This window comes from Nocardia sp. CA-084685, assembly GCF_050955785.1.
GTDB lineage: Bacteria > Actinomycetota > Actinomycetes > Mycobacteriales > Mycobacteriaceae > Nocardia.
In genome coordinates this window covers 5,281,609-5,293,884 of record NZ_CP192094.1, presented here as the reverse complement: position 1 = coordinate 5,293,884, position 12,276 = coordinate 5,281,609, and the positions used below count along the sequence as shown (strand labels likewise).

Sequence of the window (12,276 nt, the reverse complement as noted above, 5' to 3'; positions counted from 1 at the left end):
TCATTGTCCCTCACTGTCTTGTCCCGCATCTTCAACCTCTGGGCTGTCGGCACCGCTGTCGACCACGCGTGATACGCCGGTTGCGGACGGAGCCTCGTCCTGAACAGAAACCCATGGTCTGGCGTGCTGTTCGATATCGTCGGCTTCACGCGCGAGGCGTTCCCATCGTTCTGCATCCAGCGGATCATCCCGAGCTTGTCGAGAGACCCAGTCGCGGAAGTTCCCGAGCCGCTCGTTGAATGATCGCGCTTCCCGGGCGGACAGTGGTTCATTGCGCTTGGTCTCCAGTGTCTCTGCGGCTCGGGGCGGCTCGGGCCACTCTCCGGACGCGTCGCGCTGGATATGGTACAGGTCCCCTTCGCGGCTCGACACGGCCAAGCCGTTAACTTTAACCGGAGGATTGTCCGACTGAAGCATTCGAATCGTTTCCGTCGCCCCTGAGACACCGGCATCATGAATCTCCAAAGGAGTCAATAACCCGATTCCCGTTGTATCTCGCTGTTCCATGTACCTGGTGCGTGTCGATAACCGGCTCTCAGGCGGTGGCACCGCTAATGTCTTCACCGTCGCCGTATACCGTCTCTCAACGAAGCGGTCGATCATTCGCGCTGCTCCTCGATGGTTCATCAGGGTCTGTTCGAGTAGCACGTTGTAGCGGTTGTCGATCGCGTGATCTACGCTCTTGCTCATCAACTTCCAGGCGTCATCGATGAGTAGGTGTGTGGCAGTATCGTCATGCCTGACTATCTCGTCGTATCGGGGAAGATACTTCATGAACGTATCTGCGGTCCCGATATAGACGGCGCCGCCACGCCCTTCGAAAGAGGCAAGCAGGTCAGGCACCATAAACGACTTTCCCGATCCGGGCTGTCCGCCGAGCACGAGCACCTCGGGGTTATCTACGCTACTCAGATTCTCGCCGCTGAATATCCTAGGATAGACCTTCTGTCGAAAGATATCGTTCAACTCGTCGTCAGAGAGAGAAATCGCGTCCGCCCGAACCGTTAACCTGGAACCGACGTCTGCCGAACCGATATTATGAATATCGCGGAACCCCTCGTCGGCGTTTCGATATTCTTCGACTGCACTCTTGATTTCACGAGGGAAGGGCTTTATGCCGTGTTCGGCATCAGCCCTTGCTAACCGCCTAATTTCGCTTTCCAGGTGGCGGGTGAGTCGGATACATGCCCGCGCAATCTCTTCGGATCTGTTCAACAGGACAACGCCTTTGGCTTGATCAGCGCAGCTTTCCCGTCTTCTCCCAACACCGTCGCCGGTGTCCGTGTGGCCATATGATCTGCGGGTCTCAGCAGTGCCCGCGATCGCGACCGGGCCGAGCCTGCACTGCCATCAAGGGAATCTTGTCCTTGTGTGTCTGTTGGTTGGGGGACTACTGCTGTTGGTGGCGGTATCACCTGGGTTGTGTGGCGTGCCCACGTTGAAGGCTGCGGTAGATGGTGGGCCGAGAGAGGCCGAACAGTTCGCCGACGTCGGCGATGGTGTACTCGCCATGGCGTGCATACGCCGCAGTTCCGGGCGCTGCTTGGCTGAGAGCTTGGGTTGACGGCCGCGGAGGCGCCTTTGGCGCGGGCGACGGCCATGCCCTCGCGGGTGCGCATGCGCAGCAGGTCGACTTCGAACGCGGCGAAGGTGGCCAGGATGTTGAAGATCGAATATGGCTGGGTATCAGGGCCCGTTGGGATGCTCCAGTCAGAAATGAACGAGAACCCGGCCCTCGTTTCCTGGATCTGCCTCGACGCGCCGGTAGAACTTTTTCAAGCTCGGCTGGGCGAGTTTCGCGAGAACACGGCGCTTCAGGGTTCCGGAGCCTTTGCCTGGGATTATCTCCAACAAGCCGGCCTTCTGCGCAACCGCACGGAAGATCGCGCTACGTACCGCATTGTCGATATCGCGATCACTTCGGAAAACCGGGTGAAGATCAACTGTCAGCGTTTCGCCCACATTCAACTCCTGAAATCCTAAGCAAGACAAACGATCGTCGTACCATCCGTACTGGTCATAGTGTCATCTCGGATGGCAAATCAAAGGCATCCTCCCAACATTGGGAGGTTTCCTTGGCCAGCCGCTGTGGCCCGAGTTATTCGATCAGGACGTGCATGCTCATAGGCGGCGCCATCGGTCCAGCGTTCAAGCGCCGTTGTAGTGCTCGGAGCGCTGGCCTTCGTAGATAACTGAATCGCCTGGTGAGTCCGGATACCAACGATAGTGTGATCTGATGCGCAGCGCTGGACTCCCAAGCCGCGTCATCTTCCTCAACGGGACATCGAGTTCGGGCAAGACGACCTTGGCCCGGGCCATCCAGGACGAGAGCGACATCCCGTTCGTCTACTGGGGAATCGACACCCTGTTCGGCCTGGTGCCACCGAACTGGGGCGGCGGACGCGGCGGCCCGCTCAGCCGTGACGGCTTCTGGTACGACCGCACCGTCGACCACTCCGATGGCCACCCGGTGGTAGTCATCCGCTACGGCGAGGTCGGACGACGGATGCTTCGGTCTGCGTGCGCCGCAGCTGCCCAGTTCGCACATGGCGGTGATCATCTCGTCATCGACGAGATGCTGCTGACTCCCGATCTGCTGCCGACGTGGATGGATGCGTTGGCTGGCCTGGATGTCCAACTGGTCTGCGTCACCTGTCCGCTGGCCGTGGCGGAGCAACGCGAACTGTCTCGCGGTCACGAAATCGGACTAGCCCGCGGCCACCTCTCCACCGTTCATCATCACGGCTACACCTACGACACGATCGTCGACACAGCCACAGCGTCGCCCACCGAACTGGCCAGAGTCATATTGCGACAGCAGACCACGTACATCTGACGCGCCTGACGTCCGGTGACGCTCACATCCACTCAAGGTCGGTCAATGACCGTCCGTGCACAAAAAATCTAGAACTAGACGGGTACCGATCGAATCAGCTCCGCGGACGGTCGCGTGACGTGCATGGGGCGTTGCAGCAAACCGAAAGACGGTACTCCGGTGGCGGTTTGCTCGATCACTTCGCCGTCGAGGATCAGCGCCCGCCCCTGCGCGGCTCCGGCCAGCGCCGTCGCGAGCTCGGGATAGGAACCGGTGATGTCTTGGCGTTTCCTGCTGTGCAGGCGGGTTTCGGTGCCATCGCAGACAGCGATGGCGCGGACGCCGTCCCACTTCATTTCGATCGCCCAGGCTGCATTATTCGGAGGCCGCCTTGCGGCGGCCAGCATCGGCGCTGGCACTGCCACCGCCGGATCAGCGTATCGCCAGCTATCGATCCGTGTGTGACTGACCACCACAACTGTCACTGATCGCATCGGTTGAGCTGGCAGGAGTCGAAGTTCTGATCACGGTATCCGTCACCGTTTTTCCATCGTATGTGTCACCGATCTGCTCGTTCTTCTGCGCGGTGGGACGCGATGGGAGTGGATACAGCGGTGGCGTTGAGCCGTGAACCGTTATGGTTGCAGATGGGTAGTTGGACCGAGTTGGCTATTCCCGCAGTGGTTTCCGTTGAGGCACGATCGCAGCTGCGGCTTGATGAGAATTGGTGTTGCAGGGCGACCCGGTGAGGCAGGTACTCGTGCCTGCCCCGCGGAGATCAGCCGGTTACGGATTCTGGCGGCGGGAGGCGGGTTCGGATGCGGGGGCGATCCGAGTGTTGCGGACATGTTCGTAGACAACGGAAGTACGGACATCGGCGACCTCGGGGCGTTCGGTGAGTTTGTCGATAACGAAGGCGTACAGACTGTCGTTGTCGGGTACAGCGACGTGGATGAGGAAATCCTCGGCGCCGGTGGTGACGAACACGCCGAGCGTGTCGGGCAGACCACACACCCACTGCCGGAAACCCTCGATCATTCGACGGGAGGGGGGTCTGATCCGTACCGCTATTAGTGCCTGCACCGGCCGCCCGAAGGCAGGCAAATCCACATCGAGCAGCGCACCGCGGATCACCCCGCGCCGAGTCAACCCGCGGGTGCGTTCGAGCGCGGTGGTGGGTGAGACCCCGACTGCGGCGGCGATGTCGCGGTTGGTGCGCCGTGCATCCGATTGAAGCTCCCGCAGGATCGCCTTATCAAGTTCGTCCATATCCATCAAAAGGCTCCTTGATCCGAACTAAGTACGGACTTGATTGCATCCTATTGAACCACTACGTACCTTCCAGGCAATCCAATTGTATGAAGTTAGGAAGATGTGACGATGCCGAATCAGCCGGATACCAAGGTGGAGGTGGGTTTTGAACCCGAGGAGATCAGGATCGATGAGCCGACCCGCGCGGCTCGCCTGAAATGGGTGGTGATCGTCGACGCGGATCTGCCGCCGGGGCGGGCGATCAACGCGGCGGTGTGTGTCGCGGCGGCGATCGGCGCGGCGGTCCCCGGTCTGATCGGCCCCGACGGGAAAGATGCCTCCGGCGAGGTCCATCCTGGTCTGCCATGGGCTGGGTGCACCATCCTGGCCGCCGAAAGCGCCGAACTCCGCACCCTGCGCGATCGGGCGGCTGCTGGCGGAGGCACGTTCGTCGTTGACATGCCCAGCCAGGCGCAGCACACACGGGTGTACGGCGAATACCTGGACACGCTCGCCCGCGCCGGACAACACCGCATGTCGTATTACGCGGTCGGGATCATCGGCCCGCGTAACCGAGTAGACAAGCTCGTCAAGAAGCTGCCGTTGGCCGCATAGCTGATGCGCGGTGGGCTGGTGCCACGAATCCGACCGTGGCGACGGTGGAATGAGGACGCTGGTCGAGGCTCGACTGGAACCCATCGATGAAAACCGGACCCGGACTTCTGGAGGCCATGAAGGCTGCACTTCCTGGCACGGCCGCCGACAACCCCTGGGAACCGCCATCTATACCGAGGTCACATCCGTCGCGACAAGCACCCAAGCCTGGTGACAGAAATAGTGATCAGGTGATAGATGACAGCACCGAGATGCTCGGCGGTGTGGTGCCCCCCGAGCGGCTGGGCACTTTGATGATGTCGGCGGTCGCGCTCACCGCCTACCTGCACGAGCAGTTGACGGCGCCCAGAGACGTTGCAGCACAATCGGAGTCGGGCGCCAGCCTGCTCGAGGTGTTGGCCTGTGCGGTGGATGCCGGGGAAATACCGCACGAGGTCGCGGTGCTCAATCTGGTCCAAGCGCCGGTCAGCCATCGGCCGGTGAGGTGACAGCACTGATCGTGTGCACGGTGATCGCCACGGCGACGGTCCTGGTTCCGGTCATCGGCTACCAGCTCGCCGCGGATCGGCTGCACGGGAGCCTGGACACGTTGAAAACGTGGCTGTAAACCAACAAGCACATGATGATGGCCATCGTGCTGGTGGTGATGGGAGCAGTCGTGCTGGGTAAGGGGCTGGGCGGATTGTGAATCGCGGTCCGGCAACCGCAACCGAAGCCGATTGAAATGAGGCAGCATAAGCAAGCCACCGTTGCAGGGACCGCTGGACCAGGTGCGCATGGCCGGCGAATTGCCCGACCGGGCAAGCCTTTCCACGATCTTCGACCACCTGGACTATCAGCTCGCCTGCCAGGCCTACCTGTGGTCGCTGCCGCTGGTGTCTTATGCGCAATGGCAATCCAGCATCGAAATGTCTTCGGGGCCAGTGATTTCGACCTCGTGCACTATGTGAGCTATCAGGACCGCCTCGGCCTGATCACCGCCAACGCCACCACACCGTACATCCTGAACTTCATTGATTTGAGCAAGACCGGCCCCCTGGTGATCGAGGTACCGCCCGGTCACGCCGCCGGCGGTTTCTCCGACTTCTGGCAACGAGATTTCGGCATCCTCGGCGAAATGGGGGCCCGACCAGGGACGCGGCGGGCAACACCTCATCCTGCTTCCCGGCCACACCCCGCCGACGGGCGAGGACCCGTACTTCGTGCACCAGGCCACCGGCATGAACGTCACGTTCGGATTCCGCGCCCTCGACCCGGATCACGAGACCGCCCGCGCCCTGGTCAACGGCGTCCGTGTGCGGCCACTGGCCGGTGAGGCCCCATCCACTCGCCTGATCTCACCGAACGGGCGCGCATGGACCGGAGACCGGCCGCGTGGCCTGGAGTACTGGGCTCGGCTGCACGAGATCTATCAGAACGAGATCGTCGACGAACGTGACCGCTTCTACCTGGCCATGCTGCGGCAGTTGGGTATCGAGAAGGGCAAATTCTTCGCACCCGATGACAGGCTCACCGCGATCCTCACCGAAGCCGCCGCTGCCGGAGAACTGATGGCCCAGGCCAACACCTTCGCCAAACGCTTTCCCGGCGCGAAGTATTGGCCTGACCGCCAATGGGATCTGGCCGTCCAACTCGATCACTCCGACCAGCGCCGACCCTACTACGACCAGCTCCTCGAGCGTGCCTCCTGGTTCTACGAGGCCGTCAGTTTCTCCGAGGCTATGAAGAGCCGGACTCCGGGTGTCGGGCAGGCCTACCTCGGTTCCTACACCGACGCCGCCGGCGAGTGGCTCGACGGCGGGGCCTCCTATAGCTTGCATATCCCCGCGAACCCGCCCGCGAGGTTGTTCTGGTCGGTCACCGTGTACGACGCGTAGACGCGCTGCCTGATCGACAACGAACAGCAGCGTGGGGACCGGGGGTCACGCAACCCGGAACTGGCGGCCAACTCCGACGGCTCGGTCGATGGGTTCTTCGGGCCGACCCCACCGGCGAGTGGCACCACCAACTGGATCCAGACGATCCCGGGCAAACACTGGTTCCCCTACTTCCGCTTCTACGGACCGATGGAACCCTATTTCGACCGTAGCTGGAAGCTGGGTGACATCACGACCGGCGGCTGATTCGTCCCGGTTTCGAACTGCCGAGTTCACCGAGAACGTTGAGTAGGCGCTGCGTTCCTTGACCGAGCTCGCTACTCGCATCGACCGCGATCTGCGGTACCCCATTCGGCGTGACGAGCGTCTGCAGTGCGGATTGCGCTGCGAGGTGTACCGCGCTGACGGCGTGGTGCTCGAGTATCTGCACACCCACGTACCCGCGACCGCGGTACCGGCCAGGCTGCGCGTCCTGGCGCTGAGCATCGAGCTCAGAACACGCCCCGGCCAAGTGCGTATGACAGTCGCCCGCGACTGACCTGCCCCACCGCTCTCCGATCCCCCCGCCACCGTGCGCCGTGTCTGGCACCACCACGCGAAGAATTCGAGCTCACCATCCGGACCTACCGGCCCAAAACTGAAGTCGACAACGACGACTGAACCACCACCACCGATTCACCGAACCGCCTAGGCCCCCGAGCACGCGAGTCCGGGCCCGCTGTTCAGGCCCGTCCGATCAGTTGGCCGCCCACGGGTAGGCGGTGCACGATTCGGTGAATCCCGCGCCGAATTCGGCTTCGTTCACACCGCAGTCACCGTCGCGATCCAGTTGCCGGTACCCGTGCGAGAGTTCGGCGCCTAGGCCATCGACCGACCGATGACACCGCGTTTGCGTCAAAGACCAACCATGATATAGCGTACTGAACATGTTCAATGAACATGTTCAGTCGCGGTCGGAGCAACAAGCAGCGACACGGCAGAAGGTGTTGTCGGCAGCCGATCGGCTCTTCCGCGCCCAAGGCTTCAAGGCAACCACGATCCGGCAGATCGCCGCCGACGCGAACGTGAGCACCGGGACCGTCATGGGGGTCGGCGAAAAGGACGCGCTGCTCGTCTCGCTCTTCGACAACTGGATCAGCGCGGTGCACAACAGCAGGCGAACCGAACTCACACCCGCAACGTCGACTGCGACCACCGAGGACGTGCTGATGCTCTTCGAGCCCTTCGTCGGATATTTCGCGGTCGACTCCGAGCTCTCACGCGAGTACTTGTCGATCCTCGTCCGCGGAAACCATGAGTCCGCGATCTTTCGAGACCTCGCGCTGGCCCTGCTGGCCGAACTCGAAACCGTGCTCGCCAGATCAGCGCTCCCCCGCAGCCAGGTCGGTCTTGGCGCTCGGACCATCTACCTCGCATACCTCGGCTTGCTGATGACAGCGGCCAGCGGTGCCATCGCTATGCCCGACGCGGCCGACCAACTACGACAGACCATCGAATTCGTCATCGCGCACCCGAAAGGGAACCAATGATCCACGCTCCCGAACCATGGTGGCTACCAGCACTACTCGCGCTCTCGCTGTTCTCCGACGCGCTCATGTCCGTGCGTCCACCGATGTTCATTCAGCGATGCCTTGACGGCGTCCGGTTTCCGCGCGACTGGTGGTGGACGCTGATCGCGATCAAGCTGGCGGCCACAGCCGGTCTCGTTGTCGGACTGAAGTATCCCGGCGTCGGATTCGCCACTGCGGTCGGCGTGATCGCCTATTTCCTGTGCGCCGCGTACGCCCACTACCGGGCCCGGTTCCTGGGATCCGAGTTCTGGATCAACTGCCTCGGCATGCTGGCACTGTCGGTGGCGGCGGCACTCCCGTACGTGGTGTGAGCGGCAGCGCTGTTCGATACCCCGACTGGTCCGCCGCACGAGGCAACAGCGGCAGGCCGCAGGGTCAATGGGTACCGACCATGCGCTGGCCAGCCAACTCGAAGGCCTCCGAAGAGCGCAGTGCCACAAAATCTGGCATCTGGTGCAGACCATGCTCGGTCATCGCCGGGTCGAGACAACGAAAAACGGGCGATTGCTCGACGCGGGGCACAGCGTGCACGTCATCGAGGCCGGGGCGGTGGACAGCGACCCGGCGATCCACTCGCCACAGGGTTGGCCCGTGCTGCTCGGTGGTGCGCACGACTGGGGCCTGTTCACGACTCCGCAGCGGCACGCCGCCGATCGCCGGATCTTTCCGTGCGCTGAAGTGGCCGTCGGTGCTTCGGGATCGGCAGAGCAATCCCATTTCTCCTGGACGCCATCAGCTTCGGCGTCGGGCTACTTCTCATCGGATCGGTAAGAGAGACAACGCCGGCGAACCTCGACCGCAAGAAGACCTCGCTGCTGCAGGACGTCCGCGATGGGATCACCTAGCTGCTGAACCATCCGTCGATGCGGTCGTTCACCGTCGTCGTCACGGTGGTGAACCTGACCCAAGGCGCCAGCCAGGCATTGCTGGTCCTGCTTGCAGTCAACGAATTGGGCATGTCGACCACAACATTCGGATTCGTGATCGCTGCAAGCGGTATCGGCGGTTTCCTGGGGAGCATGCTCGCCCAAAGGATCGGCAACTGGCTCAGCGTCCCCCGAGTGTTGCTGCCCGGCATTGCTATCACCTGCCCGCTATTTCTCCTTATGGCCTGGACCCATCAACCCCTCGTGCTGGGAATCGCCGTCGCGCTCAACGCCTTCGCGGGAGTGCTCGCCAACGTACAGATGGTCTCGCTACGGCAACGTCTGGTGCCCAACAACCTCCTCGGCAGAATCGGCAGTGTCAACCAATTCCTGGCCTTCGGCGTCGCAATCCCCTTGGGGGCATTGGGCGGAGGTCTCCTTGCTCAGGCGATGGGTGTCCGTGCCGTATACACCACAGCCGCCGCCGTGATCCTGATCTTGGTGATCGCTGTAGCCCGCATCATGCGCCCCCGCGCAGTCTCACAAGCCATCACTGAATTCGAGACAACGGCCGCCGCCAGTTGACCGCCCTATTTCAAACCCGGGGGAGAGGATTAAGACCGATCACCATTTCGAAAGAAGGCGTGGCCATGAACGCCGCTATTCGGATAGGGATTAACAGTGGGCAATACGGGCTTGAGGCGTCGCCTGGCGAGTACGTGTTGCTAACCCTCGCAGGGGCGATGAGGACGCGATATACACCGCCAGCATCCCGCGCCAGCTCGCCGCGTTGCCAACCCTCGCAGGGGCGATGAGGACCACACCCGCGCGTCCCTGAACGGTCAGGTCGTCACGTTGCCAACCCTCGCAGGGGCGATGAGGACCCGGTCGTTCTCGGGGTTGTCCCGCATCAACTGCTGTTGCCAACCCTCGCAGGGGCGATGAGGACCCGGTCACGCCGAGACTCACACGCTCACGCCATAGCGGGTTGCCAACCCTCGCAGGGGCGATGAGGACGGACAAGGCGGAGCGCATTCTGGCGCTCCGGCTTGATGCGTTGCCAACCCTCGCAGGGGCGATGAGGACCGGATCGGCACGCGCCGCGCACGCGTCGGCGCCATCAAGTTGCCAACCCTCGCAGGGGCGATGAGGACCAGCCAAACCGGACCCGAGAGACGTCGCGCCGCCGAGTTGCCAACCCTCGCAGGGGCGATGAGGACGCGAGGCCCGGCTGCTCGGACATTGCCGCGGTTTCGACGGGTTGCCAACCCTCGCAGGGGCGATGAGGACTCAAACCCTTCTCGCGCAGCACGCCAAGGGCTCCGTGTTGCCAACCCTCGCAGGGGCGATGAGGACGCGCCTACATCGTCGGGGATTTGGCCCGCGATATCGAGTTGCCAACCCTCGCAGGGGCGATGAGGACCCCAGGGTAAAACCGCTGGTAGTCGAGCACTGCGGTGGGCATATGAAGGTCTTTAGTGCAGCGGACCTTCGGTTGTGCAGATGTGGTCGGCGTGTCGCTGCGATGATCTTGGTCAGAGGATTGTGGTGGGTGCTGACTGCTCGATGCCCCACGATTCGCGGTGCGGGGCCGTGCCGGGTGGGTAGGTGTAGATCAGCACGCTGTCGTAGCTGGGATCGATCGCCGCGTGGACAGCGGTTTGGAATCGACGGTATTGAGCCGCGCTGAGGGATCCTTCGAACACGCTGCGTTGCACATGATGCAGATAGCGTCGACATGTTTTGAGGATCATGGGTTCGTTCGGCTGCGGTGTCGTAGACCACTATCACGTACATGGTTTACCACCAGATCCTGAACGGGGTGTACGGGTTGCGTTCGAGTACGGTGCGGGTGAGTTTGAGTGCTTCGAGGTAGATCAGCTCGTCGTATGCGACTTTGCGGTTGAGGCTTCGATGTTGGACGGTGGTGCCGAGTTCGTCGCGGACCGTCTGCACGATGAGTTTGCGTCCTGCCTCGCTCAATGCCGTCTGGTCGACTGTGCTGTCGAAGTGCTGTGGTGTCAGCTGGCCTCGGTGGGCCATGCGCAACAGGAGTCGTTCGGCGTAGAGCGGTTTGAAGACTTCCGCGAGGTCGAGGGCGAGTGAGTGACGTTGACGCTGCGTGCTGCTGTGCAGGAAACCGATGCCGCTGTGCAGGGGTGTCAGTCGGATCCCGGTCAGAGCACGGGCATAGGTGATGCCGTTGACGTAGCTGATGAAGGCGTTTCCGGCGTTGCGTGGTGGGCGTCGAGTCCTGCCTTTCAGCTGTAGCCAGTCGGGCAATCGAGTGTCGAGGACTTCCCATGCGCTGCGCCGGAAGGTGCCTTCAGCACCCATGAGCTGCTCGCAGCTGTCGGCCTGTTGCACGGACGATTCCAGTACTCGCAGTGGATGAGTCAGCAGTTGTCGGTCTATCACTCTGCGGACGTTGAATGCTGTTGCTCGAACAATCTGTCGGGCGATGTCGAGGCTGGCTGTCGTGTCGGTGGCAAGTTGTGCCTGTGCAAGAACGGTTTGTCCTGATGTGCTTGTCTCGGCGGTGAGGACCGATCCCGCGTAGTCGCCATAATGGCTCAGTAGGTGGATGTCGATCCGGTGGGTGTTGAGCAGACTGATCACTGCGGTATTGAGGTCGACTGGTTCGCAGGCGACGATGTCGGCGACGTCGGTGATCGGGATGTGGATCGGTTTGTTGTCGGTTCGTTCGATGACGAGCGACTGGTCTTTACGTCGGATGCGGCACGGAGTTGTGAGCCAGTAGGTTCGTGTTGCGGCAGGCATCTATTCGGTCCAGCAGTATTCGAAGTAGCTGCAGCCGTGGCACTTCGGCTGTGGTAGGCGAGGTGCTGAGTCGATCGCGGTGATGACTTCGAGGGCGGTTTGGATGTCGGTCGCGGCTGTGTCGGCTTCGGCTTGGTTGAACAGGATGCGGACGGTGCGTCTTATTTTGGGGTATTTGAGGATCGCGCCCTGGACGTCGATTCCGATCTGGTCTAGCCGGTAGCAGTAGTGCATGGCTTGGGCGCGGTCGGCGTTGGTCGGGTGGCTTGATGACTTGACCTCGTGTACCCAGTGATGCCCGTCGAGGTGGTCGAGTTTGGCTGAACCCAGGTCGATGGGATGACTTCGGAGATAGGAGGTGTCGTGTACCGCTTCCCCGAGTTGTACTCGGTCGCTGAGTGATTCAGGACGAATGCCGCGGGTGTAGAGCCATAGTTGTCGCGGGCAGTGGTGGAGGTATTTGATGTGGACACCACCGATGTCGTCTGCATTGATCATCG

20 protein-coding genes, 1 pseudogene and 1 CRISPR repeat array are annotated in these 12,276 nt (G+C 62.0%); of the genes and pseudogenes, 12 read left to right on the top strand and 9 right to left on the bottom strand.

Translation table 11 applies throughout. From position 1 onward, the window contains the following. The 3 genes from ACQP2U_RS23800 to ACQP2U_RS23790 are packed head-to-tail and all read right to left on the bottom strand — an operon-like array spanning position 1 to position 1,962. Positions 1-1,215: a zeta toxin family protein gene (locus ACQP2U_RS23800; RefSeq protein ID WP_433709508.1), complete on the bottom strand. Its 1,215-nt coding sequence runs from the start codon at positions 1,213-1,215 to the stop codon at positions 1-3. After that, positions 1,212-1,703: a recombinase family protein gene (locus ACQP2U_RS23795; protein WP_433716568.1), complete on the bottom strand. Its 492-nt coding sequence runs from the start codon at positions 1,701-1,703 to the stop codon at positions 1,212-1,214. Before ACQP2U_RS23795 ends, ACQP2U_RS23800 begins: the two co-directional genes overlap by 4 nt. Positions 1,704-1,710: 7 nt before the next feature. Next, entirely contained in the window at positions 1,711-1,962 is a 252-nt protein-coding gene (locus ACQP2U_RS23790; RefSeq protein WP_433709507.1) for a Smr/MutS family protein, read from the bottom strand. Positions 1,963-2,236: 274 nt separating this feature from the next. On the opposite strand from ACQP2U_RS23790, the gene ACQP2U_RS23785 reads away from it, so the two are divergent. Continuing rightward, on the top strand, positions 2,237-2,836 hold the full coding sequence (locus tag ACQP2U_RS23785) for a chloramphenicol phosphotransferase CPT family protein (RefSeq protein WP_433709506.1): 600 nt from the start codon (positions 2,237-2,239) through the stop codon (positions 2,834-2,836). A gap of 74 nt (positions 2,837-2,910) precedes the next feature. Here ACQP2U_RS23785 and ACQP2U_RS23780 read toward each other — a convergent pair whose 3' ends face one another. Together ACQP2U_RS23780 and ACQP2U_RS23775 are read right to left on the bottom strand one after the other, a co-directional pair. Further along, positions 2,911-3,222: a hypothetical protein gene (locus ACQP2U_RS23780; RefSeq protein WP_433716567.1), complete on the bottom strand. Its 312-nt coding sequence runs from the start codon at positions 3,220-3,222 to the stop codon at positions 2,911-2,913. Between the two features lie 379 nt (positions 3,223-3,601). Beyond that, complete coding sequence (locus tag ACQP2U_RS23775; protein WP_433709505.1) at positions 3,602-4,084, bottom strand: Lrp/AsnC family transcriptional regulator; 483 nt, start codon at positions 4,082-4,084, stop codon at positions 3,602-3,604. A 111-nt stretch (positions 4,085-4,195) separates the two neighbouring features. Here ACQP2U_RS23775 and ACQP2U_RS23770 point away from each other — a divergent pair, with 111 nt between their 5' ends. From ACQP2U_RS23770 to ACQP2U_RS23740, 7 genes and pseudogenes are all read left to right on the top strand, one after another. Next, a complete protein-coding gene (locus tag ACQP2U_RS23770) occupies positions 4,196-4,681 on the top strand; it encodes a DUF2000 domain-containing protein (RefSeq protein ID WP_433709504.1) in 486 nt (161 codons plus the stop codon). A gap of 230 nt (positions 4,682-4,911) precedes the next feature. After that, the gene (locus tag ACQP2U_RS23765) at positions 4,912-5,169 is read left to right on the top strand and encodes a hypothetical protein (RefSeq protein ID WP_433709503.1); all 258 of its coding nucleotides are present in this window, start codon (positions 4,912-4,914) and stop codon (positions 5,167-5,169) included. Beyond that, positions 5,166-5,288 carry a hypothetical protein gene (locus tag ACQP2U_RS23760; protein WP_433709502.1) on the top strand — a complete coding sequence of 41 codons (123 nt, stop codon included), beginning with the start codon at positions 5,166-5,168 and terminating at the stop codon, positions 5,286-5,288. The genes ACQP2U_RS23765 and ACQP2U_RS23760 overlap by 4 nt, the downstream gene beginning before the upstream one ends. 169 nt (positions 5,289-5,457) lie before the next feature. Further along, entirely contained in the window at positions 5,458-5,631 is a 174-nt protein-coding gene (locus tag ACQP2U_RS23755) for a hypothetical protein (RefSeq protein ID WP_433716807.1), read from the top strand. Beyond that, complete coding sequence (locus tag ACQP2U_RS23750; protein WP_433709501.1) at positions 5,571-5,996, top strand: DUF1254 domain-containing protein; 426 nt, start codon at positions 5,571-5,573, stop codon at positions 5,994-5,996. Before ACQP2U_RS23755 ends, ACQP2U_RS23750 begins: the two co-directional genes overlap by 61 nt. Further along, a pseudogene (locus ACQP2U_RS23745) lies at positions 5,902-6,804 on the top strand (DUF1214 domain-containing protein). Before ACQP2U_RS23750 ends, ACQP2U_RS23745 begins: the two are co-directional and overlap by 95 nt. 58 nt (positions 6,805-6,862) lie before the next feature. Then, positions 6,863-7,096 carry a hypothetical protein gene (locus ACQP2U_RS23740; protein ID WP_433709500.1) on the top strand — a complete coding sequence of 78 codons (234 nt, stop codon included), beginning with the start codon at positions 6,863-6,865 and terminating at the stop codon, positions 7,094-7,096. A 198-nt stretch (positions 7,097-7,294) separates the two neighbouring features. Here ACQP2U_RS23740 and ACQP2U_RS23735 read toward each other — a convergent pair whose 3' ends face one another. After that, a complete protein-coding gene (locus ACQP2U_RS23735) occupies positions 7,295-7,456 on the bottom strand; it encodes a hypothetical protein (protein WP_433709499.1) in 162 nt (53 codons plus the stop codon). Positions 7,457-7,484: 28 nt separating this feature from the next. Between ACQP2U_RS23735 and ACQP2U_RS23730 the strand changes: the two genes are divergently transcribed. The 4 genes from ACQP2U_RS23730 (at position 7,485) to ACQP2U_RS23715 (ending at position 9,580) form a co-directional block, all read left to right on the top strand. Then, a complete protein-coding gene (locus ACQP2U_RS23730; RefSeq protein WP_433709498.1) occupies positions 7,485-8,087 on the top strand; it encodes a TetR/AcrR family transcriptional regulator in 603 nt (200 codons plus the stop codon). Beyond that, positions 8,084-8,440 carry a DoxX family protein gene (locus ACQP2U_RS23725; RefSeq protein WP_433709497.1) on the top strand — a complete coding sequence of 119 codons (357 nt, stop codon included), beginning with the start codon at positions 8,084-8,086 and terminating at the stop codon, positions 8,438-8,440. Before ACQP2U_RS23730 ends, ACQP2U_RS23725 begins: the two co-directional genes overlap by 4 nt. 67 nt (positions 8,441-8,507) lie before the next feature. After that, positions 8,508-8,900, top strand: coding sequence for a hypothetical protein (locus tag ACQP2U_RS23720; protein WP_433709496.1), 393 nt, complete (start codon positions 8,508-8,510; stop codon positions 8,898-8,900). A gap of 74 nt (positions 8,901-8,974) precedes the next feature. Then, on the top strand, positions 8,975-9,580 hold the full coding sequence (locus ACQP2U_RS23715) for an MFS transporter (RefSeq protein WP_433716566.1): 606 nt from the start codon (positions 8,975-8,977) through the stop codon (positions 9,578-9,580). A 136-nt stretch (positions 9,581-9,716) separates the two neighbouring features. After that, positions 9,717-10,418: a CRISPR direct-repeat array (repeat unit 30 nt; unit sequence GTTGCCAACCCTCGCAGGGGCGATGAGGAC). Positions 10,419-10,530: 112 nt separating this feature from the next. Here ACQP2U_RS23715 and ACQP2U_RS23710 read toward each other — a convergent pair. The 3 genes from ACQP2U_RS23710 to ACQP2U_RS23700 are packed head-to-tail and all read right to left on the bottom strand — an operon-like array spanning position 10,531 to position 12,274. Next, entirely contained in the window at positions 10,531-10,749 is a 219-nt protein-coding gene (locus tag ACQP2U_RS23710) for a CRISPR-associated endonuclease Cas2 (RefSeq protein WP_433709495.1), read from the bottom strand. Between the two features lie 46 nt (positions 10,750-10,795). Next, positions 10,796-11,776, bottom strand: coding sequence for a type I-B CRISPR-associated endonuclease Cas1b (cas1b, locus tag ACQP2U_RS23705; RefSeq protein WP_433709494.1), 981 nt, complete (start codon positions 11,774-11,776; stop codon positions 10,796-10,798). Continuing rightward, positions 11,777-12,274, bottom strand: a complete 498-nt coding sequence (locus ACQP2U_RS23700) for a CRISPR-associated protein Cas4 (RefSeq protein ID WP_433709493.1) — start codon at positions 12,272-12,274, stop codon at positions 11,777-11,779. Between the last annotated feature and the right edge of the window lie 2 nt (positions 12,275-12,276).

Excerpts from the sequence above, each read along its gene's own strand:
- ACQP2U_RS23730 (WP_433709498.1), top strand. The coding sequence starts at position 7,485 with ATGTTCAATGAACATGTTCAGTCGCGGTCGGAGCAACAAGCAGCGACA.
- ACQP2U_RS23780 (WP_433716567.1), bottom strand. The coding sequence starts at position 3,222 with ATGCTGGCCGCCGCAAGGCGGCCTCCGAATAATGCAGCCTGGGCGATC.
- ACQP2U_RS23725 (WP_433709497.1), top strand. The coding sequence starts at position 8,084 with ATGATCCACGCTCCCGAACCATGGTGGCTACCAGCACTACTCGCGCTC.
- cas1b (WP_433709494.1), bottom strand. The coding sequence starts at position 11,776 with ATGCCTGCCGCAACACGAACCTACTGGCTCACAACTCCGTGCCGCATC.
- ACQP2U_RS23785 (WP_433709506.1), top strand. The coding sequence starts at position 2,237 with ATGCGCAGCGCTGGACTCCCAAGCCGCGTCATCTTCCTCAACGGGACA.
- ACQP2U_RS23700 (WP_433709493.1), bottom strand. The coding sequence starts at position 12,274 with ATGATCAATGCAGACGACATCGGTGGTGTCCACATCAAATACCTCCAC.
- ACQP2U_RS23720 (WP_433709496.1), top strand. The coding sequence starts at position 8,508 with ATGGGTACCGACCATGCGCTGGCCAGCCAACTCGAAGGCCTCCGAAGA.
- ACQP2U_RS23750 (WP_433709501.1), top strand. The coding sequence starts at position 5,571 with ATGGCAATCCAGCATCGAAATGTCTTCGGGGCCAGTGATTTCGACCTC.
- ACQP2U_RS23775 (WP_433709505.1), bottom strand. The coding sequence starts at position 4,084 with ATGGACGAACTTGATAAGGCGATCCTGCGGGAGCTTCAATCGGATGCA.
- ACQP2U_RS23710 (WP_433709495.1), bottom strand. The coding sequence starts at position 10,749 with ATGATCCTCAAAACATGTCGACGCTATCTGCATCATGTGCAACGCAGC.
- ACQP2U_RS23755 (WP_433716807.1), top strand. The coding sequence starts at position 5,458 with ATGGCCGGCGAATTGCCCGACCGGGCAAGCCTTTCCACGATCTTCGAC.
- ACQP2U_RS23770 (WP_433709504.1), top strand. The coding sequence starts at position 4,196 with ATGCCGAATCAGCCGGATACCAAGGTGGAGGTGGGTTTTGAACCCGAG.